The organism is Vibrio sp. SCSIO 43137, assembly GCF_028201475.1.
In the GTDB taxonomy this organism is placed as follows: Bacteria; Pseudomonadota; Gammaproteobacteria; order Enterobacterales; family Vibrionaceae; genus Vibrio.
In genome coordinates, this window is record NZ_CP116383.1 from 788,933 (window position 1) to 811,886 (window position 22,954).

Consider the following 22,954-nt stretch of genomic DNA (forward strand, 5'->3'; position numbering starts at 1 on the left):
ATTTTGAAAAAGATTGTTAAAGCTGCTGGTATCAGCCTTGTAGTTCTAAGTGCGTCAATGTTTGCTAACGCGGCTGAAGCTGCGCAGAAAGTGGGCTATATCAGTACCGCCTATATTGTAAAAAATATGCCTCAGCGTGAAGCGATTATGACTAAGCTTCAGGGTGAGCTTAAAGATGACCGTGCTGAGCTGGAAAGAATCAGTGCAGCTATTAATACCAAGGCGCAGCAGATAGATCGTGATGGTGCACTGCTGGGAGAAGACGGTATTCAGAAACTAAAGATTGATATCAGCTCACTTCAGGCTGAAGGTAAGATTAAGCAGGAAGCTTACCAGAAGAAAGCTCAGGCTCTGGAATATAAAGCCCGCACCCAGACTCTGGAGCTGATTCAGAAAGCGGTAGAGAAAATTGCCGATAAAGATGGTTTTGATATGGTTATTGATGCCCAGTCTCTGCAGTTTGCTAAACCAGAACTAAACTTAACTGAAAAAGTGCTTGCTGAACTTAAGTAATTATTATGTCTAGAGTCACTCTTGCTGAACTAGCCGCGGTTACCGGTGGCGAACTACATGGCGATGGATCTGTTGTTATCCATTCTGTTGTCGGAATGGATAAAGCCGGTGAAGGTGATATTACCTTCTTGTCTAACGCTAAATATAAAAAGCATCTGGCAGATTGTCAGGCCTCAGCTATCATGGTGAAAGCCTCTGAAAAGGATCTTTGTAACACCAATATTTTGGTAGTAGAAGATCCGTATCTGGCTTACGCCCTTGTTGCTCAGGCTCTTGATACTACACCAACTGCCGCTTGCAACGGAATCGCTTCTTCCGCTGTGATTGCTGATGATGTTGTTGTTGGTGAAGGGGTTTCTGTCGGTGCAAATTGTACCATTGAATCCGGTGTGGTTTTGGCTGACAACGTCACTATCGGGGCAGGTTGCTTTATCGGCAAAGAGGCAAAAATCGGCAGTAACACTCAGTTGTGGGCAAACGTGACTGTTTATCACAGGGTTGAAATTGGCGAGGCTTGTCTGGTTCAATCTGGTACAGTGATTGGTGCGGATGGTTTTGGCTATGCCAATAGCAAAGGCGAGTGGGTTAAAATTCCTCAGGTCGGATCGGTGAAAATCGGAAACCGTGTTGAAATAGGCGCCTGCACAACTATCGACCGTGGTGCTCTGGACGATACGGTTATTGAAGACAATGTGATTCTCGATAATCAGCTTCAGATAGCACACAATGTCCATATTGGTTACGGTAGTGCGTTGGCTGGCGGTACCATTATTGCTGGTAGTACAACCATAGGTAAGTACTGCATTATTGGCGGTGCGACCGTGATTAATGGCCATATCGAGATTACTGATGGTGTCACTATTACCGGAATGGGGATGGTGATGAGAAGTATTTCTGAGAAAGGAGTATATTCATCAGGTATCCCGTTACAGCCAAATAAAGAGTGGCGTAAAACAGCTGCTCGTGTTCATCGAATTGATGAAATGAACAAAAGATTAAAGGCGGTGGAGAAAAAACTGGAATCCTAATCTGGTTTTTCCTACCTAAGGTCTGCAACACGCGGGCCTTTTCCATTTATAATTCACCGCTATTTTTGAAAATTTACACATAGGAAAACAGGCTTTGACTACTGAAAAGAAAACCATGGATATCACCCGAATTCAGGAACTACTTCCGCATCGTTATCCATTTTTGCTGATTGACCGGGTAACAGATTATGAAGAGGGTAAATACCTTATTGGTCTGAAGAATGTGACAGTCAATGAGCCTCAGTTTACCGGCCATTTCCCACAACTGCCTATTTTCCCGGGCGTGCTTATTCTGGAAGCGATGGCGCAGGCTACTGGTTTGCTGGCGTTTGCTACTTTCGGAGCTCCGAAAGAGAATGAACTATACTATTTCGCAAGTATTGATAAAGCGAAATTCCGTAAGCCGGTAAATCCGGGTGACCAGCTTATTATTGAAGTTGAGTTTCTCAAAGAGCGCCGCGGTATTGCTATGTTTAATGGTGTAGCAAAAGTTGACGGTGAAGAAGTGTGTTCTGCTGAACTAAAATGTGCCCGTAGAGAATTTTAATTATGATTGATGAAACAGCTCAGATTCATCCGACCGCTATTGTAGAAGAAGGCGCAGTTATCGGAGCCAATGTAAAAATAGGCCCGTTTTGCTTTGTTGACAGCAAAGTAGAGATTGGTGACGGAACTGAACTGCTTTCTCATGTGGTAGTAAAAGGTCCGACAAAAATTGGTAAAGATAACCGTATCTTCCAGTTCGCCTCAGTTGGTGAAGCGTGTCAGGACCTTAAGTATGCAGGCGAAGATACCCGTCTGGAAATCGGCGACCGCAACACCATTCGTGAGAGCGTAACCATGCATCGTGGTACCGTTCAGGATGCCGGTATTACTAAGGTTGGCAGTGACAACCTGTTTATGATTAACGCTCATATCGCTCACGACTGTGTTGTGGGAGACCGCTGTATCTTTGCCAATAATGCCACCCTTGCAGGCCATGTTAAAGTTGGTAATCAGGCGATTGTTGGTGGTATGTCCGCTATTCATCAATTCTGTCATGTGGGCGATCACGCTATGCTGGGCGGTGGTTCCATTGTGGTTCAGGATGTGCCGCCTTACGTGATGGCGCAGGGCAATCACTGTGCGCCGTTTGGTATCAACATTGAAGGCCTGAAACGTCGTGGGTTTGAAAAGAAAGAGATCCATGCTATTCGCCGTGCTTACAAAGCTTTGTACAGAAGTGGCAATACACTGGAAGAAGCTAAGCTGGAAATTGCTAAAGAAGCAGAAGAGTTTAATGGTGTTAAGTTGTTCTTAGAGTTTCTGGAGAAATCTGAGCGCGGTATTATTCGCTAAACCCCGACTTGAGTGAATAGTGAGATTTAGAGAAAAGATCGCCCTGTAGCGGTCTTTTTTGTCTATAGATAACCTTAGGAAAAACAGATGTCTGAGTCTAAACGTCTGAAAATAGGAATCGTCGCCGGCGAGCTGTCCGGAGATACCCTTGGTGAAGGATTTATAAAAGCGATACAGCAGAGTTATCCTGATGCTGAGTTCGTTGGTATCGGCGGCCCTAAGATGAAAGCTCTGGGATGCCAATCTCTGTTTGATATGGAAGAGCTGGCGGTTATGGGGCTGGTGGAAGTACTGGGTAGATTGCCACGACTGCTGAAAGTGAAAGCAGAACTGGTTCGCTACTTTAGCCAAAATCCGCCGGATGTGTTTATCGGAATTGATGCGCCTGACTTTAATCTGCGTTTAGAGAAAGATCTTAAAAAATCAGGGATTACCACAGTTCACTATGTCAGCCCCTCTGTCTGGGCGTGGCGTCAGAAACGTATCTTCAAGATTGCTGAAGCAACCAATCTGGTATTGGCCTTCCTGCCTTTCGAAAAAGCATTTTATGACAAGTTTAATGTACCTTGTGAGTTTATCGGCCACACGTTGGCGGATGCGATCCCCCTTGAAAACAACCAAACTGAAGCCAGAGAACTACTAGGTTTACAGTCAGATAAAAAGTGGCTGGCAGTACTGCCGGGAAGCCGTGGTTCTGAAGTTGGAATGCTGGCACCACCCTTTATTGAGACTTGTAAAAAGCTTTATAAAAAACACCCTGAGCTGGGTTTTGTGGTGGCGGCTGTAAACCCTAAGCGAAAAGCGCAGTTTGAGCAGGCATGGCAAGAGCTGGCACCGGAGCTGGACTTTGTGCTGGTAGAAGATACAGCGGGTAATGTTATTCAGGCCTCTGATGCCGTGATGCTGGCATCCGGAACAGTGGCTCTTGAGTGTATGTTGCTGAAAAGGCCTATGGTGGTTGGTTACAAGGTCAATGCCATAACCGCCTTTATAGCCAAACGACTGGTAAAAACCGAGTTTGTTTCTTTGCCGAATATTCTGGCCGGTAAAGAGCTGGTAAAAGAGTACCTTCTTGAGCAATGTACACCAGATAACTTGTTTGCTGAGACTGACAGATTGTTAACTCAGGATAATCAGCAATTGCTAGAGACGTTTACCGAAATGCATCACCGGATAAGAAAGAACGCTGATAAACAAGCGGCAGATGCGGTACTAAAATTAATTGGAAAACAAAATGACTAAAGAGCTGGCTCCCTATGAATACCCGCAAGGATTTAATTTAATTGCCGGTGTGGACGAAGTTGGCCGCGGGCCTCTGGTCGGGGACGTTGTTACTGCAGCGGTTATATTAGATCCTAATAACCCTATTGAAGGGCTGACAGACTCTAAGAAGCTATCAGAGAAAAAACGACTGGCACTGTTCCCTGAGATACAGGAAAAAGCACTGGCATGGTCTGTGGGGCGTTGCTCGCCGGAAGAAATAGATCAGCTGAATATTCTGCATGCAACTATGCTGGCAATGCAGAGAGCCATTGCCGGTCTGAAGGTTCAGCCTGATCTTGCCTTAATTGACGGAAACCGTGTACCTGAGCTGCCTATGCAGGGGGAAGCGGTAGTGAAAGGGGATTTACGGGTAGCAGAGATCAGTGCGGCTTCCATTATCGCTAAGGTAGTGAGAGATCAGGAGATGGAGGAGCTGGACGCCGAGCATCCTCAGTTCGGATTTGCCAAGCATAAAGGTTATCCGACCAAGGCTCACTTCGAGGCGATTGAAAAACATGGCGTTATTGAGCAGCACCGCAAAAGTTTTAAGCCTGTTAAACGTGCTTTAGGGTTAGAATAGCGTTTCTAAGCACCATATATCCGAATTAAACAGAGAAGATTGAGCAGTAAAGAGATGTCAGAGCCGAAGTTTATACACCTGCGTGTACACAGTGATTTTTCAATGGTGGATGGGTTATCCAAGGTGCCGCCATTGGTGAAAAAGGTGGCCGAGCTTGGCATGCCTGCAATGGCTCTTACGGATTTTACCAACTTGTGTGGTCTGGTTAAGTTTTACAATACGGCTCATGGCTGCGGTATCAAGCCTATTATTGGCGCTGACTTTAAAATGCAGTCTGAGGAGTTTGCTGATGAGCTGACCAGCCTGACTGTTCTGGCGTCCGACAATAAGGGCTATAACAACCTTACTTTACTGATTTCTGAGGCCTACCAGCGTGGTCATATTCAGCATCAGCCCGTTATCGATAAAGCGTGGCTGGCGAATCATGCTGAAGGGCTTATCGTTCTTTCCGGTGGTAAGCAGGGGGAAATTGGCAAGGCTCTGCTGAAGGGGAACAGCCAACTGGCAGAGAAATGTGTCTCTTTTTATAACACTCATTTCCCTGACCGTTTTTATCTGGAACTGACCCGTACCGGAAGAGCTGATGAGGAGAGTTATCTCCATTTCGCCCTTGATTTGGCGGAGCAGGCTCAGCTGCCGGTTGTGGCAACCAATGAAGTGATGTTTCTTGATGAGGAGCAGTTTGATGCCCATGAGATTCGCGTTGCCATCCATGACGGCTACACCCTGGATGACCCAAGAAGACCGAAAAACTACAGTGCTCAACAGTATCTGCGTAGTGAAGAGGAGATGTGTGAGCTCTTCTCTGATATTCCTGAAGCACTACAGAATAGTGTTGAGATCGCTAAGCGCTGTAATGTGACTGTCCGGCTCGGAGAGTACTTCCTGCCCAATTTCCCTACCGAAGGGATGAAGATAGAAGACTATTTGGTTAAGAAGTCTGAAGAGGGCCTCGAAGAGCGACTTGAATTTCTGTTCCCTGATGAAAAAGAGCGGGCAGAGAAACGTCCTGAATACGATGAGCGCCTGAAGATCGAGCTGGACGTTGTTAACCAGATGGGTTTCCCCGGCTACTTCCTTATCGTAATGGAGTTTATCCAGTGGTCGAAAGATAACGATGTGCCTGTAGGACCGGGGCGGGGTTCCGGTGCCGGTTCGCTGGTGGCTTATGCCCTGAAAATCACCGATCTCGACCCGCTTGAATACGATCTGCTGTTTGAACGTTTCCTGAACCCTGAACGTGTCTCCATGCCCGATTTTGATATCGACTTCTGTATGGATAAACGTGATCAGGTAATTGACCACGTAGCGGAGATGTACGGACGGGATGCGGTATCTCAGATCATCACCTTTGGTACCATGGCGGCAAAAGCGGTAATCCGCGATGTGGGAAGGGTGCTGGGACACCCGTACGGATTTGTTGACAGAATCTCCAAGCTGGTACCACCCGACCCGGGCATGACATTGGAAAAGGCTTTTAAAGCGGAGCCTCAGCTACCTGAAATCTATCAGGCTGATGAGGAAGTAAAAGAGCTGATTGATATGTGTCGCGTGCTGGAAGGGGTGACACGAAACGCCGGTAAACACGCTGGTGGCGTGGTTATCTCCCCGACCACTATTACCGACTTTGCGCCTATTTATTGCGATGCGGAAGGTAATTTCCCTGTTACCCAGTTCGATAAAAACGACGTAGAAACTGCCGGGCTGGTTAAGTTTGACTTCCTTGGTCTGAGAACCCTGACCATTATTGACTGGGCATTGGGGCTGGTGAACCCGCGTATGGCGCGCGAAGGCAAGCCTCCTGTGCGTATTGAATCCATTCCTCTGGATGATGACGCCTCCTTCAGGGTACTGCAAAACTCCGAAACAACAGCGGTATTCCAGCTTGAATCCCGCGGTATGAAAGAGCTGATTAAGCGCCTTCAGCCTGACTGTTTTGAAGATATTATTGCACTGGTGGCCCTGTTCCGTCCGGGGCCTTTGCAGTCCGGCATGGTAGATAATTTTATCGACCGTAAGCATGGTCGGGAGGCTATCTCCTATCCGGATGAAACCTGGCAACACGAGTCCCTGAAAGAGACGTTGGATCCAACCTACGGCATCATCCTTTATCAGGAGCAGGTGATGCAGATTGCCCAAATTCTGGCGGGTTATACCCTTGGCGGTGCAGATATGCTTCGTCGTGCCATGGGTAAGAAAAAGCCGGAAGAGATGGCAAAACAGCGTGCCATTTTCGAAGAAGGTGCTATTAACAACGGTGTCGACGGCGAATTGGCAATGAAGATCTTCGATCTGGTGGAGAAATTTGCCGGATACGGATTTAACAAATCGCACTCAGCAGCCTATGCTTTGGTTTCTTATCAGACCCTTTGGCTGAAAACCCATTACCCTGCTGAGTTTATGGCGGCGGTAATGACAGCGGATATGGACAATACTGAAAAAGTCGTTGGTCTGGTGGATGAATGTCTGCGAATGAAGCTGAAAGTGTTGCCACCGGATGTCAATGTCGGCCTGTACCGCTTTAACGTTGATGACACCGGAGCGGTAGTTTACGGTATCGGTGCCATCAAAGGGGTTGGTGAAGGACCGATTGAAAGTATTATTGAAGCCAGAGAGCGTGGCGGCCACTTTAAAGATCTGTTTGATTTTTGTGCCAGAGTGGATCTGAAAAAGGTCAATAAGCGGGTTATTGAAAAGCTGATTCAGGCTGGTGCTCTTGACAGGCTCGGGCCTCACCGTGCAGCAATGATGGCATCGGTCGATGATGCCGTTAAAGCCGCCGGGCAATATCATCAGGCAGAAGCCTTTGGTCAGGCTGATATGTTTGGTGTGCTGACAGAAGCGCCGGAAGCCGTTGAGCAAGCTTATGCTCAGGTTCCGGAATGGCCGGAGAAGGTCTGGCTGGAAGGTGAGCGTGAAACTCTTGGTCTTTATCTGACCGGACACCCGGTAAATGCCTATATTAAGGAACTTTCTAAGTACACCAGTTGTCGACTTAAAGACGCTACACCTACCCGCAGGGATCAAAGTGTGACACTTTCCGGTCTGGTTATTGCAGCCAGAGTGATGACAACAAAGCGCGGAAGCCGCATCGGTTTAATGACTCTGGATGATCGTTCGGGACGAATTGAAGTGATGTTGTTCTCGGATTCGCTAGATAAGTATGCGGAACTGCTGGAAAAAGATAAAATTTTGGTGGTTTCGGGACAGGTCAGCTTTGATGACTTCAATGGTGGCCTTAAAATGTCCGCCCGGGAAGTTATGGATCTGGGTGAAGCTCGTGAGCGATATGCCCGTGGACTTTCTATCTCTGTCAGCCAATCTCAGATTGATGACGAGTTTTTCGACAAATTTAGCCGGATACTGGAACCTCACCGGGCAGGAACCGTTCCCGTCAATATTTACTATCAACGGCCAGATGCCAGAGCAAAGCTCGCACTGGGGGTTGAATGGCGTGTAACGCCAAATGATGAATTAATCGATGATTTAAAACTGCTACTTGGAAAAAGCCAGGTAGAACTCGAATTTAACTAGAAGTCAGTTGCTGCTGGCGACTGAAAATAAAAGGATTCAAGATGAGCCTAAACTTTCTGGAATTTGAAAAGCCGATTGCTGAACTGGAAGCTAAGATTGAAGCGCTTCGTGGTGTATCCCGGCATGGTGGTGATACCTCTGTAGATCTGGACAAAGAAATCGCCCAACTTGAAGAAAAAAGTTTAGAACTGAAGACAAAAGTATTCAGTGACTTAGGTGCATGGCAGGTAGCGCAGTTGGCAAGACACCCACAGCGTCCATATACACAGGATTATATTGAAAATATCTTCACCGAGTTTGATATGCTGGCCGGCGATCGTGCTTTTGCTGACGATAAAGCCATTATTGGCGGTATTGCCCGTCTGGATGGGCGTCCGGTAATGGTAATCGGTCATCAGAAAGGCCGTGAAACTAAAGAGAAGGTACTTCGTAACTTTGGTATGCCAAAGCCGGAAGGTTATCGTAAGGCGTTACGTCTGATGGAGATGGCTGAGCGTTTCAATATGCCGATTATCACCTTTATCGATACAGCCGGTGCTTACCCGGGTGTCGGTGCGGAAGAGCGTGGTCAGTCAGAAGCTATTGCTAAGAACCTGAAAGTGATGTCAGGCCTTAAAGTGCCGGTTATCTGTAACGTTGTTGGTGAGGGTGGCTCTGGTGGTGCTCTTGCTATCGGTGTTGGCGATTATGTAAACATGCTTCAGTACTCTACTTATTCTGTAATCTCGCCTGAAGGTTGTGCTTCAATCTTGTGGAGAGATTCGGATAAAGCGCCGCAGGCAGCAGAAGCAATGGGTCTGACGGCTGACCGCCTTAAAGAACTTGAGCTGATTGACGAGATTATCGAAGAGCCACTGGGTGGTGCTCACCGCGATCCTGTGCAGATGGCTGCGAATATGAAAGCGACTCTGCTGAAGCAGTTGGAAGATCTTGACCAACTGGATCATGATAACCTGCTTGAGAGACGTTACCAGCGTCTGATGAACTACGGATACTGTTAACAGACAGGTGTAGAATCAGTTAGTATAGAGCGGACATTTATGTCCGCTTTTTTAGTTTATAGCCCGGTAAAGGTTTCTTATCTTGATTTATCAGCACTTCTTATCTGTATTGAGCCAACAAAGTAATCACGGAAAGGTGATTGTTGCTTTTAGCGGCGGTGTCGATTCGCGTGTTCTTTTACACCTTCTGGCACAGTACCGCACAGAGTTTCCTCAAACAGAGTGTATGGCGGTTCATGTTCATCACGGACTAAGCGAAAATGCTGACATATGGGCAGAACAGTGCATCAAGTGGTGTTCAGACTATCAGGTTGAATGCCGGGTCGAGAAAGTAAAGCTGGAACTGGGTAATCAGATAAGTACAGAACAGGAAGCGAGAAAACACCGATATGCGGCGCTGGCAAAGTGGGTTGGTGCCGGTGATTTGTTGCTGACAGGGCAGCATGCCAGTGATCAGTCTGAGAGCTTTTTACTGGCGCTAAAAAGGGGAAGCGGGCCTAAAGGACTCTCTGCTATGGCAGAATCCAGCCCGTTTCAACAGGGTGCTATTGTCCGGCCTTTACTGTCGGTGACCAGAGAGAAGGTAGAAGAGTTTGCCAGAGAGCAGCAACTAGAGTGGATCGAAGATGAAAGTAATCAGGATACCCGTTATGACAGGAATTTTCTTCGTCACGAGGTGATGCCGGTACTCAGATCCCGCTGGCCGTCGATGGAACAGTCGGTACTGCGCAGTGCGAAACTGTGTGCCGATCAGGAAGCGCTATTACAAGAGTTACTGGAAGATAAGCTGGCCGGAATGACAGGTGAAAACTTACAGCTTTCCATCGGTAAGCTGAGTGAGCAGAGTACTCTGGCGCGTAATCAGCTAATCCGTATGTGGCTGCAAAAACAGTCGAGCCTGATGCCAAGTGTCCGTCAGCTTGAACTCTTATGGCAGGAAGTTGCTTTGGCATCCTGTGATGCAAACCCTAAGTTAGTTCTTTCCAGTGGCGAAGTCCGTCGTTATCAGCAGCAGCTCTATTTTCTGCCACACCTTAATAATGTTAGTGAGTGGTCAAATTTGATCCAGTTTGGGCAGGAGCTCGTATTACCGGATAGCCTAGGTACTCTCAAGATGAGTAAAGTGACAAATTCAGCTTCTCAGACTTTGAGACTGCCGGGGGCAGACGAGGTCGTCAGGGTAATATTTAATCCCGAAGGATTATCAGCTCACCCTACAGATCGTGGTCATAGCAGAAAGCTGAAAAAGCTGTTTCAGGAATACGGTATTCCGAGTTGGTTACGCAATCGTACACCGATAATTATGTACAACGATCGGCTGGCAACGGTGGTAAACATGTTCGTTGACAAAGATTTCTCAGGTCAGGATTGTGAATTCTGCTGGAATAAAGTATAAATCTTCAGATAAGAAAAATAATGAAAGATAAAGCAAATCTATTAATAAAGGAACAATGTATATGAACAAGTTTACTACTGGAATGATGATGGCTGCAGCTCTGTTTAGCGGAGCAACTCTTGCAGCAGGCGACCCTGCTGCCGGAAAAGCAAAAGCGGCTGTCTGCGGTGCATGTCACGGTGTAGACGGTATTGCTGTTATTGATGGTTACCCGAACCTGAAAGGGCAGAACGCGGCTTATATTCAATCTTCAATCAAAGCGTATCGCTCTAAGCAGAGAAACGGCGGTCTGGCTGCTGTAATGCAGGCTCAGGCAATGATTCTAAGCGATCAGGATATTGAAAACCTGGCGGCTTACTACTCAACTCTTAAGTAGTTAATCCGTTTTATGATGGTTAACACTGGTTATTTAGTCTAAATCAGTAATAATACCGTTATTCAGCACACGTTAAGGGATTAAGATGAAGAAAATCGAAGCGATAATTAAACCGTTTAAGCTAGACGACGTAAGGGAAGCTCTGGCTGAAGTAGGTATCACAGGGATGACTGTTTCTGAAGTAAAAGGCTTTGGCCGTCAGAAGGGCCATACTGAACTTTATCGCGGTGCAGAATATATGGTGGACTTCTTGCCGAAAGTAAAGCTTGAGATAGTGGTTACCGGTGATGTTGTTGACCAGTGTATTGATACCATTATAGAAACCGCTCAGACAGGCAAGATTGGCGACGGAAAGATTTTTGTAACCGAGGTCGAACGTGTTGTACGTATTCGTACCGGTGAAGAAGATGAAGACGCTATCTAATCGCGCTGAGATAACTATATTGTAAAGGAGCTTCAGGCTCCTTTTTTATTGAGGTGTGGTATGAGGAAGTGGCGAAAGTACCTATCAGTGACAGCAGCACTTGCGGCGATAGGGTTAGTTTCTCTTTACCATACTGCCTTCACAGTGTCAGATAAGCCGGAGTTACTGGTTTATCATAGCGGCACACTTTCACACCAACAGGCATGTTTTCAGACTGAGCCCACCTCTTATCTGGATAACTCCGGAACTATTAATCTTGTTGTCTGGAATATTTTTAAGCAGAACCGGGAAAGCTGGAAAACGGAGCTATCCCGCATGGCAAAAGAGAAGCAACTTTTGCTACTTCAGGAAGTGAGTTTTAACGAAGCATTTCAGAGCTGGATTGATCAACAAAGACTCAATAGTTATCAGGTCAATGCCTTTGAGGTGTTTCAGTTGCCGGCTGGTGTAATGACTCTCTCTCAGCAAGCTGCTATAAAAGCCTGTGCCATGCTTAGTATGGAACCATGGTTACGCTTACCTAAATCTTCCTTGTACTCGTTATATTCACTTTCCGGCGGTGATACGCTGGCTGTGATTAACCTTCATGGAATTAACTTCGCCTTTGGTATCAGCGACTATCGTCAGCAACTGAATCAGGTTTATCTGGCACTTAAACAGCATAAGGGCCCTGTTATTCTGGCCGGTGACTTTAATGCCTGGAGCGAGAGCAGAACAACAGCACTGGCACAGCTTACTGATGGTTTAAAGTTAGAACCGGTCACTTTTGAGCCTGATAACCGAACCCGTTTTGTTACCGGGTTACCATTGGATTTTCTGTTTATCCGCGGGCTGGATCTTATAAACGCAAAAGCGCCCGTAACGGACGCTTCTGATCATAACCCTTTACTGGCTGAGCTTAGAATATCAGGATATAAATAGCCCAGATAAAGAAGTATCCCAGCCATGGAATAGAGGCAATAGCTAATGCCTGACCTTTGTTAAACTCTGTCCATGCCCCTATTGCCGCATAACCCAGAACAATATACCAAGGCAGAAGCAGAGGGAAGGCGCTGGCAAAGCCAGACCACTCATTGTTCAGAGGCAGTTTTAGCAGTCCGTTCAGGCTGTTTAGATCGGCCGCATAGGTCATTACCTGTCCATGATTAATAAGCAGGTTTACATAGCTGGCAAGATCACCCAGAACAGCAGGAAAGGTGATTACTGTCGATGCAGCAAACCACTTCCAGTAACCGTGCTGATACTGGCTTGGTTTTGCTGCCAGCATAAACCAGAACGCCAGCAGTGCCACAGCAAGGGTACGGTTTAAAAGATCATTGATGATTTCACTGGCCATCAGAGCATTAGCATCTATCTGAGCCATCAGTTCAGGATCGCTGGTTTGCGCCATCAGGCCTTGCTTAAGCCAATCAAAATTAACCACATCAAAGTAGGCTCCCCAAAACAGGAAAGGAGAGAGCAGCAAAATCACATAGGTTTGCCAGCCCCACATACCTTTCTGATAAAGGGCTGCAAAACAGGAGGTTGGTGATTTAAAAATATCAACCAACATAATTAAAGGGTTGATGGATGGAACGATCATACACTTACCTTAGTAACATCTACATATAGTTTTAAATTCTGGCCGGGTTTAATATATTTCTGCTTAGTAAGGTTATTCCACTTAACAATATCTGAGCTCTTTACTTTAAACTTATTGGCAATGCCGCTGATGGTATCGCCGCTACGTACCTTATAATTGACTGTGCGGATAATTGAATCTGATCCGCTGTTTTTCCAGATAACAATCTTCTGGCCTATCTTAAGAGTATCTTTCGGTCCCATTCCGTTCCACTTTGCCAAAGCAAGGTGAGAGACTTTGTGTTTTCTTGAAATGGTCCATAAGCTGTCACCTGAAGCAACGGTATGAGTGAGCTTGTACTTACCTCTGCTTTTAGACTGAGTCTTTGCCAGCCGGTTCTTTGCGCTAAGGGTGTAGGTCTTATCGCTACCGGTAGAGGTTGGTATCATCAGATATTTACCGGCACGTATATTGTTGTTTGCCAGATTGTTTGCTACACGGATAGTTTTGGCTGTGGTATCAAATTTTTTGGCAATTACACTGATCGAGTCACCGCTTTTGATCTTATAGCGGATAAGTTTGACACCCTTACCACGGTTCGCTTCAGCAGCTTTATTAAACTGAGCCACTTTATCTGATGGGATAAGAAAATGGTGCGGACCATCGGGAGCGGTTGCCCATTGGTTGTAGGCCGGGTTGTAACTTTGCAGCTTTTCTACTGACAGGCCGGCGTAGTTCGCCGCAATGGCAAGATCCAGTTGCTCGTCCGGGTCAACCATATCCAACACTTTTTCATTTTTGATAGCCGGTATTGTCAGGCCATATTTCTCCTGATTGGCAACCACGTCTGCCAGAGCAAGAAGTTTCGGCACATAGCCACTGGTCTCTTTAGGCAGATCCAGAGAGAAAAAATCGATTGGTTTGCCAGCTTTCTCATTTTTCGTGATAGCCCGTGATACCCGGCCGCCGCCACTGTTATAAGCAGCAATAGCGTGACTCCAGTTGCCATTAAACCGTTTGTTCAGATAGGTCAGATACTCAAGGGCAGCTTCTGTAGAGGCTTTCACATCGCGACGGCCGTCGTACCAGTAATCTTGTTTAAGTCCGTACATTTTCCCTGTACCAGGTACAAACTGCCATAAGCCGGCAGCACTGCCGTGAGAGTAGGCAAAAGCATCAAAAGCACTTTCAACCACAGGAAGAAGGGCAAGTTCCATAGGAAGTTGTCGCTCTTCAACCTTCTCTACAATAAGGTGAAGGAAAGGTTCTGCACGCTTAGAAATAGTGGCCAGATGATTTGGGTGTTTCAGATACCAGTTCCGGTAGTAATCTACTTTTTTGTGATCTGGAACAGGAAGGTAGAGCTGCATAGCAATGCGCTGCCATAAATCTTCCTGATCCCACGGAGTGGCTACCGGAGGGGTATCTTTAGTCTGAGAAGCCGTGTCTGAGTCAGCTGAGTCTTTCTGGCCGATGGATTCAGTGTTTGCCACCGAGTCGGCATCAGATTGATTTTCAAGCTGATTTGCGTTGTTTGTTTCTGTATCTTGAGTAGACACGTCATTTTGTTGGGTCATCTGGCAGCCAGCCAGTAAAAGTACAGTGACCCAACTCAATAGAGTTCTCATTAATCTAACCTTTTTCAAAATTGGCTGCTGATAATACTTGTGCTCAATTGTTGATACAAGGCAGAAAATGTCAAAATGCGTTCTTCCACTCCCTGAGGGCAGAGAAGACACTCAGAGGTGTTGTCTCATTGATACGGTTAGAAACAGATTTAATGATGCTTGGCTGATCGTAGCGAAGGAAAGGGTTGATCCATTTTTCCTGCCTTAGGGTTGTCGGCAAGGTAGGGCGGTTTTCATCCCTTAGTCGATAGACATCCTCCCGGTACTCCAGCAGCGCTTTGTTATCCGGTTCTACTGCCATGGCAAAGGCAATATTACTACTGGTGTATTCATGGGCGGGGAATATTTCTGTCTCTTCCGGCAGACGTAAGATTTTATTCAGTGAGTCAAACATCTGCTGGTAACTTCCCTCAAAGACCCTGCCGCAGCCGGCAGAAAACAGCACGTCTCCACAAAACAGTTTGCCATCACCTACATACCCTATGTGATCGAGTGTGTGTCCCGGCAGGTCGAGAACCAGAAAAGTCTCATCAAACAGAGAGAACTGATCGCCCCCTTTCATTTGGTGAGTAAGAGTCTTAATAGTGCTGTTTTGCGGCCCGACTACCTTGAGCTGTGGATAGGCGCTGATCAGAGCAGAAATACCTCCGGTGTGATCATTGTGGTGGTGAGTAACCAGAATTGCTTCTAAAGTTAGTCCATAACGATCAAGATAGTCGATGACAGGCTGAGCGTCACCCGGATCCACCACAGCGCAACGTAGGTCGTGATTTTGAATAAGCCAGATGTAATTGTCATTAAATGCAGGTATGCTCTTGATGGTTAACATTTTATTCTCCAGCTATGGAAATTTAACAGGCGATGAAACCAGCTCGTACAACACGAAAGCTTGAAAAGCCTCACTCATGGCAACATCTGAAAAACGGAGAGTGGGTATCTGCTTCCATTCAGATGAGGCTGGACGAGTGGTGTCCAAAGCTATTTGGTTATCATATGCTTAAACTCGGTGGTTTAAGTTGTGAGATTGCCAGTACTATGTGCAATATTCAACATCAGGTTAGTGTAGATATTAAAAACCCGCTACACAATGTTATTGCAGATAGCTACAACCTTCCTTTTCTCGAAAAAAGCTTTGATGTGGTGTTACTTGCCCACCAACTTGACTATTGTAACGATCCTCACCGTACTTTACGTGAAGTAGACCGGGTAATGATCGATGATGGTTATCTTATTATTACCGGTTTTAACCCTGTCAGCCTGACAGGAATCACCAGCTTGCTGCCTTGGAGAAAAAATAATCTGCCGTGGAGTGGCAGAATGTTTACCTCAAACCGCATCCGCGACTGGCTGGGTGTGTTGAATTATGAAGTTATTCATACCGACAGATACGCCGCCTTTCCATGGAACCATCCTTTCTGGACATGGCTTGAAAACGGGCTGGGTGACAGTGTTGCGCCATTCGGCAGCCTCTACTTTATTGTGGCAAGAAAGCGGACCTATCCGTTAAAGCTGATAAAGCCTCACTGGAAACTGAAGAGAAAACTTTCTCCGGTCAGCGTAAACTGCCGGGTAGGTTGTCAGAGATACAGAGGAATCTGATCTCTGACTGTGTTAGTTATGCAGGAACGTAACCTTCATCGGTATCGGTAGGGTTTTCTGCCGCTGCTCTTGCAATTTCATCGCAGATTTCATTTTCCCTGTGGCCTGCATGTCCCTTTACCCAGTGCCACTCTACTTCGTGACGAGCTGACTCTTTATCAAGAGCCTGCCATAAGTCTGCGTTTTTAACTGGTTTTTTGTCGGCTGTTTTCCAGCCACGTTTTTTCCAGTTGTGTATCCATTGAGTAATACCCTGACGAACATACTGGCTGTCAGTGGTTAAAATAACCTTACACGGCTCTTTTAAAGTGCGCAGAGCAACAACGGCTGCCATCATTTCCATACGGTTATTGGTAGTGAGTGTAAAACCGCGTGCAATCTGCTTTTCGTTCTGCTTATAACGAAGAACGATGCCGTAACCACCGGGGCCGGGATTACCTAAACAGGAACCGTCTGTGAAAACTTCGACTTGTTTTGTCATCATTTGGTACTATTAGTAATTATTGCTAAATGCTTAATCAGTATAGTCTGACACACATATCATTATGAATACTAGTAACAATTCGAATCAGCAAAGAATCATCGTTCTCGATACGGAAACCACAGGTATGAACCGCGAGGGTGGCCCGACTTATCAGGGACACAGAATTATCGAGATTGGTGCGGTGGAAATCATCAACCGTAAACTGACCGGCAGGCATTTTCATGTCTATATTAAGCCGGACAGAGAGATCCAGCCTGACGCGATTGAAGTACACGGTATTACCGATGAATTTCTGACGGATAAACCTGACTATCAGGACGTTCATCAGGAGTTTCTGGACTTTATTAAAGGCAGTGAATTGGTTGCCCATAATGCGCCGTTTGACGTCGGCTTTATGGATAATGAGTTTAATATGCTGGATCCGGCAATTGGTAAAACAGAGCACTACTGCAAGATTACCGATACCCTTGCCATGGCGAAAAAGATTTTTCCCGGCAAAAGGAATAATCTGGATACCTTGTGTGACCGTTACGGAATAGACAACTCCCACCGTACTCTTCACGGGGCTTTGCTCGATGCAGAGATACTCGCTGATGTTTATTTGATGATGACGGGCGGGCAAACGGCGTTGGAGTTTAATGCCGGTAGTCAGGCAAACAGTGATTCGGGTTCAGAAACTGTTAAGCGAGTAGCAGCCGGAAGAAAATCACTTAAGGTTTTGTACGCGACGGCCGATGAACTAAATGCACACAAGGATCGACTGGATATCGTTGAAAAAGCCGGCCAATGTCTCTGGCGCCAATAAGAGGAAACTATGTTAAGGATTCTGTTTTTACTTCTATGCATTGTAACCAGTTCTGTCAGCTGGTCTCAGACAGAGTCCTCTCAGTCCCTGCTGGATAATCGCTTTAGGGTTGATCCTACTATCGATCAAATCTCTTTTCTGGTTTACCGCAAAAATCGTTCAAAATCCGTTGTTCTGGTGCGCCCTGACGGCAAGAAATATTATGCGTGGAACCATCCCGATAATGTTTCATGGTATGAAGAGAGTGCACTGGACATTATTTCTATCGAAAATCCTATGCCGGGGCCGTGGCAGGCGGTCGGTAAGGTTACGCCGCGAAACAATATCCTGCTGCTTTCCAACCTGAAATTGAGTGTAGAGAAATTTCCTTCCCGCCTCTATCAAACCGAACGGCTTAAATTTACCGCAAGGCTGACCCAAAACGGTGATCCGCTGGTGGTTCAGGACTTTCTTAACCGTGTCCGCCTGAAAGTGACTTTTGTTCACCATGTTGAAGACCCCGATAACCCTGAACTAACGGAAGTTCCTGAAACCATTGAACTGGGTTCGTTTATGGATAACGGGGAAGGTCTGGATGAAGTTGCCGGTGACGGAGTATTTACCGTTGAACTGCCTATTGAGGTTAACCCGGGCAAATACAGAGCTATTATTACCTCGGGAAATGGGGTATTTCTCCGCTCCGTAGAGCAGTCTGTACTGGTTTACCCTTCACCTGTGCAAGTCACTTTTATCCAGTCTCACGAAGAGAATGTTGACCATAGTATGACGGTCAGTGGCGAGATGGGGTTGGTACTGCCGGGATCGATTGCCGCCCATTTTGAAATGGTGAATCCGGCAGGAGCGAAGATTATTGAAGAGAGCTCTGTTGAGAAAGAGGCGTTGTCGACAACCTTCGCCATAAAGAATGATATGACTCCTGGTCGCCATGCATGGACGGGTAATGTTTATGCGACAGAAGGTGCGGCACAGAGAGAGCTGGTTTTTGTGGTAGAAGAGCACGCATTTAGTGTGATGCAGAAACTGGATGTCGAAGAGTCTACCAAGGAGTATCAGCGTATTCAGGAAGAGAAAAGGCGTCAGCTTGAGCAGGAGAGAATTCAGCGGGATAGAGAAGAAGCCCGTATGAAAGGTATGCTGACCATACTGGTGGGTAACCTTGTCGTGATAGTTATAGGATTAATAGCCTGGTTTATTATCCGTAAGCTGAGAACCAGAAAAGTATCACTTCCGGAGATGCAATTATCACCACCACCTAAATAGTTTAATAAATAAGGGCATTATTGCCCTTTTTTATTGTCTGATGTCAGATTCAATGCTATTTATGCATTAAATATATAGTTATGTTTGAACTATAAAAGGTTGCTTAAAAGTAAGCATTCTTACAGGATTATAAGAGAGATAAAAATGTATCAGGATCTAATTCGCTCAGAGCTTAATGAAGCCGCAGAAGTTCTTAATAAATTTCTAAGTGATGATGCCAATATCGCCCAGATTGAGGCAGCAGCCAAACTTATTGCTGACTCCTTTAAACAAGGGGGTAAAGTTCTCTCTTGCGGCAACGGTGGCTCTCACTGTGATGCCATGCACTTTGCCGAGGAGCTGACAGGGCGCTACCGGGAAAACCGTCCGGGCTATCCGGGAATTGCCATTTCTGATCCTAGTCACCTCTCTTGTGTCAGTAATGATTTTGGCTATGACCATGTTTTTTCCCGTTACGTAGAAGCGGTTGGCGCCAAGGGTGATGTGCTGTGGGGGCTTTCTACCTCTGGTAACTCAGGTAACATCTTAAAAGCCATTGATGCAGCCAAAGCGAAAGGCATGAAAACCATCGCCCTGACCGGCAAAGACGGGGGCAAGATGGCCGGGCTGGCCGATATTGAGATCCGTGTTCCTCATTTTGGTTATGCAGATCGTATTCAGGAAATCCATATTAAGATCATCCATATCGTCATTCAGTTGATCGAAAAAGAGATGGCGGAATAAGAGGTAAAGAGTCAGACATGTGTGAATTGCTCGGTATGAGTGCCAATGTTCCGACCGATATCTGTTTTAGTTTTTCCGGGCTTATGCAGCGCGGAGGCAAAACAGGACCACATACGGATGGTTGGGGTATCACCTTTTATGAAGGCAAAGGCTTCCGGACATTTAAAGATCCAAATCCAAGTTGTAATTCAAAAATTGCAGAGCTGGTTCAGGGCTATCCGATCAAAAGTCGGGCAATAGTGAGCCATATTCGTCAGGCAAACCGTGGTGAGGTAAACCTTGAGAATACCCACCCTTTTACCCGTGAGTTATGGGGACGCTACTGGACTTTCGCTCACAACGGTCAGTTAAGTGATTATGACAAGCTGGAGACCGGACGCCATCGACCAGTAGGAAAAACCGATAGCGAACTGGCTTTCTGCTGGTTGTTAAACAAAATGGAACAGCAGTATCCGGAACCACCTCAGGATTTGTGTGGTATGTTTCGCTACGTTGCTGAGTGCTGTGAAGAGTTGAAGCAGTTGGGGGTATTTAACATGTTGCTCAGTGATGGTGAGTATGTGATGACCTTCTGTACCAATCATCTTTACTGGATCACCCGCAAAGCACCGTTTGGCAAGGCGAGTCTGATTGACGAAGATATTACCGTTAACTTTCAGGAAGAGACGACACCAAATGATATCGTGTCAGTGGTAGCGACTCAGCCTCTGACTGAGAATGAGGAGTGGCACAGGATGAAGCCGGGGGAGTTTAATCTGTTCCACTTTGGTGATGTGATCGACTGTAATAAAGAGAGTTTGGTGAATGTGCCTTATGCGGAAGCTAAACCGGGTAATCAGGCTCCTACTCAGCCTCTTGAGTAGGTATTAAATGATTAACAAAAAAAGGCTGAACAGTGTTCAGCCCTTTGTGTTTCACTCGCTGGCATAGCCCTGTTCAGGGAGAACATCCCCGTCCAGAACGGCCCGGCCATTCTCCATCTTGAGTCTTCCATCCAGAAACCATTTGATAACCAGAGGATAGATCCTGTGTTCCTGAGACTGGATTCTCTGATTAAGGGAATCTGCCGTGTCATCAGCAAATACCGGAACTTTAGCCTGTAGGATCACCGGCCCGCCATCCAGCTCTTCGGTAACGAAGTGAACGCTGGTGCCGTGCTCTTGATCTCCGGCGTCAATGGCTCTCTGGTGAGTATGCAGCCCCGGATACTTGGGCAGCAGGGATGGATGTACGTTAAGCATGCGGCCCTGATAGTGGTTAACGAACTCACTGCTCAATATGCGCATATAACCGGCCAGTACCAGCAGATCCGGCTGATACTTATTGATGCTCTCCATCAAAGTGTTATCGAAGGATTCTCTTGAATCAAAGGCCGCCGGATCGACAAAGTGAGCGTCAATTCCGGCATCTTTTGCTCTTTGCAAACCGTAAGCAGCCTGCTTATTAGAGAAGACGGCACTAAGGCGATACTCTGATTCAGCAGTACAGAAGTTATCTATGATTGCCTGCAGATTACTGCCGTTACCGGAGATAAGCACAACGATACTTTTAGCCATTTAGATGATCTCTACTTGTTGTTCACCTTCAGCAGCATTGGCTACTTCGCCGATTACCCAGGCGTATTCGCCTTCAGCCTTAAGTAGCTCTACTGCTTTATCAGCCTGATCCTGCGGCAGGGCAATAACCAGACCGACACCACAGTTAAAAGTGCGGTACATTTCATAGCTCTCTACATTGCCCTTGCTTTGTAGCCAGTAGAAGATATCCGGCCACTGCCAGCTATTACCGTTAATCACTGCCTTTGTGCCCTCCGGCAACACTCGTGGAATATTTTCCCAGAAACCACCACCTGTGATGTGGGAGATGGCGTGGACATCATGTTCCGCAATAAGCTTTAATGCTGAGTTTATATAGATGCGGGTTGGTTCAAGCAGATGTTCGCCGATAGTGCGGCCGTTCAGCTTTTCACTAAGATCAGCGTTTGATACTTCAAGAATTTTACGGATCAGTGAGTAGCCATTTGAGTGCGGGCCACTTGAAGCGACGGCAATAAGGGCATCACCAGAAGCGACTTTGCTTCCGTCAATAACGTCCTGCTTCTCAACAACACCGACACAGAAACCGGCAACGTCATAATCTTCACCTTCGTACATGCCCGGCATTTCTGCGGTTTCGCCGCCGATAAGGGCACATCCGGCTTGTACACAACCTTCACCAATACCAGAAACCACATCTGCTGCTGTGTCTACATCCAGCTTTCCTGTTGCGTAGTAATCTAGGAAGAACAGCGGCTCAGCACCCTGTACAATCAGGTCGTTTACACACATGGCAACCAGATCTATACCTATGGTGTCATGTTTCTTCATATCCAGGGCAAGACGTAGTTTCGTTCCGACGCCATCAGTGCCGGAAACCAGCAGAGGTTCCTTATATTTTGTCGGTAACTCGCACAGAGCACCAAAGCCTCCGATTCCGCCCATCACTTCCGGGCGGCGAGTGCGCTTTACTACGCCTTTAATACGATCAACTAACGCATTCCCGGCATCAATGTCGACACCGGCATCTTTATAGCTTAAAGAAGAGTTATTGCCACTCACAGGATATCCTTTTCATGTCATTAAGAGGTGAAAACTGGCGTTATTCTAACCGAGATACCGCAATAAGTTAAACGTTTGCGCAACAAAAAATATCTGCAAGATTTTCTCGGCAAAAACGGCAAAAAACCGTATAATCACAAGGTTTGTTTAAATATTGCCGGAGATGAAAATGAAAGTTGTTGAAGTAATGCACCCATTAGTTAAACACAAGGTTGGTTTAATGCGTGAGGGAGACATCAGCACTAAGCGTTTTCGTGAGTTAGCGACCGAGGTCGGTAGCCTGTTAACTTACGAAGCAACCTCAGACTTTGAAACTGAAAAGGTGACAATTGAAGGTTGGAATGGTCCAGTAGAAGTGGATCAGATTAAAGGCAAAAAAGTGACAGTAGTGCCTATTCTTCGTGCCGGTCTGGGCATGATGGATGGTGTTCTGGAGCATGTACCTAGTGCAAGAATCAGTGTGGTCGGTATCTACCGCGATGAAGAGACACTAGAACCTATCCCTTACTTTAATAAGCTGGCCTCTAACATTGATGAGCGTATCGCTCTGGTTGTTGACCCAATGCTGGCGACGGGTGGTTCTATGATAGCCACTATTGATCTGCTTAAAGATAAAGGCTGTCAGGCAATAAAAGTGTTGGTATTGGTTGCAGCACCAGAAGGTATTGAAGCTCTGGAAAAAGCGCATCCGGATGTTGAGCTTTATACTGCCGCTATCGATGAGAAGCTGAATGATAAAGGTTATATCGTTCCGGGTCTGGGTGACGCAGGCGATAAGATCTTCGGAACTAAGTAATATTTCGTATAAAAAACAGAAGGCTGATGTAGTGATACATCAGCCTTT

Annotated in this window: 24 protein-coding genes; 18 read left to right on the forward strand and 6 right to left on the reverse strand. The window is 46.4% G+C overall.

From position 1 onward, the window contains the following. The first annotated feature begins 3 nt into the window (after positions 1-3). The 12 genes from PK654_RS03810 (at position 4) to PK654_RS03865 (ending at position 12,374) form a co-directional block, all read left to right on the forward strand. Positions 4-513 (forward strand): OmpH family outer membrane protein, encoded by a 510-nt coding sequence (locus PK654_RS03810; protein WP_271697770.1) that lies wholly within the window; start codon positions 4-6, stop codon positions 511-513. A gap of 5 nt (positions 514-518) precedes the next feature. Continuing rightward, positions 519-1,541 (forward strand): UDP-3-O-(3-hydroxymyristoyl)glucosamine N-acyltransferase, encoded by a 1,023-nt coding sequence (lpxD, locus tag PK654_RS03815; protein ID WP_271697771.1) that lies wholly within the window; start codon positions 519-521, stop codon positions 1,539-1,541. 115 nt (positions 1,542-1,656) lie between these two features. After that, positions 1,657-2,088, forward strand: a complete 432-nt coding sequence (fabZ, locus tag PK654_RS03820) for a 3-hydroxyacyl-ACP dehydratase FabZ (protein WP_271698774.1) — start codon at positions 1,657-1,659, stop codon at positions 2,086-2,088. 2 nt (positions 2,089-2,090) lie between these two features. Next, positions 2,091-2,879, forward strand: coding sequence for an acyl-ACP--UDP-N-acetylglucosamine O-acyltransferase (lpxA, locus tag PK654_RS03825; RefSeq protein WP_271697772.1), 789 nt, complete (start codon positions 2,091-2,093; stop codon positions 2,877-2,879). Between the two features lie 87 nt (positions 2,880-2,966). After that, complete coding sequence (lpxB, locus tag PK654_RS03830; protein ID WP_271697773.1) at positions 2,967-4,121, forward strand: lipid-A-disaccharide synthase; 1,155 nt, start codon at positions 2,967-2,969, stop codon at positions 4,119-4,121. Further along, a complete protein-coding gene (rnhB, locus tag PK654_RS03835; RefSeq protein ID WP_271697774.1) occupies positions 4,102-4,722 on the forward strand; it encodes a ribonuclease HII in 621 nt (206 codons plus the stop codon). The genes lpxB and rnhB overlap by 20 nt, the downstream gene beginning before the upstream one ends. 54 nt (positions 4,723-4,776) lie before the next feature. After that, positions 4,777-8,256, forward strand: coding sequence for a DNA polymerase III subunit alpha (gene dnaE, locus PK654_RS03840; protein WP_271697775.1), 3,480 nt, complete (start codon positions 4,777-4,779; stop codon positions 8,254-8,256). 41 nt (positions 8,257-8,297) lie between these two features. Continuing rightward, entirely contained in the window at positions 8,298-9,257 is a 960-nt protein-coding gene (gene accA, locus PK654_RS03845) for an acetyl-CoA carboxylase carboxyl transferase subunit alpha (protein WP_271697776.1), read from the forward strand. An 82-nt stretch (positions 9,258-9,339) separates the two neighbouring features. After that, the gene (gene tilS / locus PK654_RS03850; protein ID WP_271697777.1) at positions 9,340-10,653 is read left to right on the forward strand and encodes a tRNA lysidine(34) synthetase TilS; all 1,314 of its coding nucleotides are present in this window, start codon (positions 9,340-9,342) and stop codon (positions 10,651-10,653) included. A gap of 61 nt (positions 10,654-10,714) precedes the next feature. Beyond that, positions 10,715-11,029 (forward strand): c-type cytochrome, encoded by a 315-nt coding sequence (locus PK654_RS03855; RefSeq protein ID WP_271697778.1) that lies wholly within the window; start codon positions 10,715-10,717, stop codon positions 11,027-11,029. 85 nt (positions 11,030-11,114) lie between these two features. Continuing rightward, complete coding sequence (glnB, locus tag PK654_RS03860) at positions 11,115-11,453, forward strand: nitrogen regulatory protein P-II (protein WP_271697779.1); 339 nt, start codon at positions 11,115-11,117, stop codon at positions 11,451-11,453. A 60-nt stretch (positions 11,454-11,513) separates the two neighbouring features. Beyond that, the gene (locus PK654_RS03865) at positions 11,514-12,374 is read left to right on the forward strand and encodes an endonuclease/exonuclease/phosphatase family protein (protein WP_271697780.1); all 861 of its coding nucleotides are present in this window, start codon (positions 11,514-11,516) and stop codon (positions 12,372-12,374) included. On the opposite strand, the gene PK654_RS03870 is transcribed toward PK654_RS03865, so the two are convergent. The 3 genes from PK654_RS03870 to gloB form a co-directional block, all read right to left on the reverse strand. After that, a complete protein-coding gene (locus tag PK654_RS03870; RefSeq protein ID WP_271698776.1) occupies positions 12,352-13,032 on the reverse strand; it encodes a YIP1 family protein in 681 nt (226 codons plus the stop codon). The two genes, PK654_RS03865 and PK654_RS03870, sit on opposite strands and share 23 nt — an antisense overlap. Beyond that, positions 13,032-14,642, reverse strand: a complete 1,611-nt coding sequence (locus tag PK654_RS03875) for a lytic transglycosylase (RefSeq protein WP_271697781.1) — start codon at positions 14,640-14,642, stop codon at positions 13,032-13,034. The genes PK654_RS03870 and PK654_RS03875 overlap by 1 nt, the downstream gene beginning before the upstream one ends. A gap of 70 nt (positions 14,643-14,712) precedes the next feature. Further along, complete coding sequence (gloB, locus tag PK654_RS03880; protein WP_271697782.1) at positions 14,713-15,471, reverse strand: hydroxyacylglutathione hydrolase; 759 nt, start codon at positions 15,469-15,471, stop codon at positions 14,713-14,715. A 32-nt stretch (positions 15,472-15,503) separates the two neighbouring features. Between gloB and PK654_RS03885 the strand changes: the two genes are divergently transcribed. Continuing rightward, on the forward strand, positions 15,504-16,241 hold the full coding sequence (locus tag PK654_RS03885) for a class I SAM-dependent methyltransferase (RefSeq protein ID WP_271697783.1): 738 nt from the start codon (positions 15,504-15,506) through the stop codon (positions 16,239-16,241). Between the two features lie 16 nt (positions 16,242-16,257). On the opposite strand, the gene rnhA is transcribed toward PK654_RS03885, so the two are convergent. Further along, a complete protein-coding gene (rnhA, locus tag PK654_RS03890) occupies positions 16,258-16,722 on the reverse strand; it encodes a ribonuclease HI (RefSeq protein ID WP_271698778.1) in 465 nt (154 codons plus the stop codon). Positions 16,723-16,786: 64 nt separating this feature from the next. Between rnhA and dnaQ the strand changes: the two genes are divergently transcribed. The 4 genes from dnaQ (at position 16,787) to PK654_RS03910 (ending at position 20,376) form a co-directional block, all read left to right on the forward strand. Then, a complete protein-coding gene (gene dnaQ, locus PK654_RS03895; protein WP_271697784.1) occupies positions 16,787-17,530 on the forward strand; it encodes a DNA polymerase III subunit epsilon in 744 nt (247 codons plus the stop codon). A gap of 9 nt (positions 17,531-17,539) precedes the next feature. After that, positions 17,540-18,790: a TIGR03503 family protein gene (locus PK654_RS03900; protein WP_271697785.1), complete on the forward strand. Its 1,251-nt coding sequence runs from the start codon at positions 17,540-17,542 to the stop codon at positions 18,788-18,790. A gap of 144 nt (positions 18,791-18,934) precedes the next feature. After that, positions 18,935-19,513, forward strand: coding sequence for a D-sedoheptulose 7-phosphate isomerase (lpcA, locus tag PK654_RS03905; RefSeq protein ID WP_271697786.1), 579 nt, complete (start codon positions 18,935-18,937; stop codon positions 19,511-19,513). Between the two features lie 17 nt (positions 19,514-19,530). Next, positions 19,531-20,376 (forward strand): class II glutamine amidotransferase, encoded by an 846-nt coding sequence (locus tag PK654_RS03910; RefSeq protein WP_271697787.1) that lies wholly within the window; start codon positions 19,531-19,533, stop codon positions 20,374-20,376. A 51-nt stretch (positions 20,377-20,427) separates the two neighbouring features. Here the strand turns inward: PK654_RS03910 and purN are convergent, their stop codons facing one another. Next, entirely contained in the window at positions 20,428-21,069 is a 642-nt protein-coding gene (gene purN / locus PK654_RS03915) for a phosphoribosylglycinamide formyltransferase (protein ID WP_271697788.1), read from the reverse strand. Beyond that, positions 21,070-22,110 (reverse strand): phosphoribosylformylglycinamidine cyclo-ligase, encoded by a 1,041-nt coding sequence (purM, locus tag PK654_RS03920; protein WP_271697789.1) that lies wholly within the window; start codon positions 22,108-22,110, stop codon positions 21,070-21,072. It abuts the gene before it with no gap. Positions 22,111-22,279: 169 nt separating this feature from the next. Between purM and upp the strand changes: the two genes are divergently transcribed. Then, a complete protein-coding gene (upp, locus tag PK654_RS03925) occupies positions 22,280-22,906 on the forward strand; it encodes a uracil phosphoribosyltransferase (protein ID WP_271697790.1) in 627 nt (208 codons plus the stop codon). Positions 22,907-22,954: the final 48 nt, after the last annotated feature.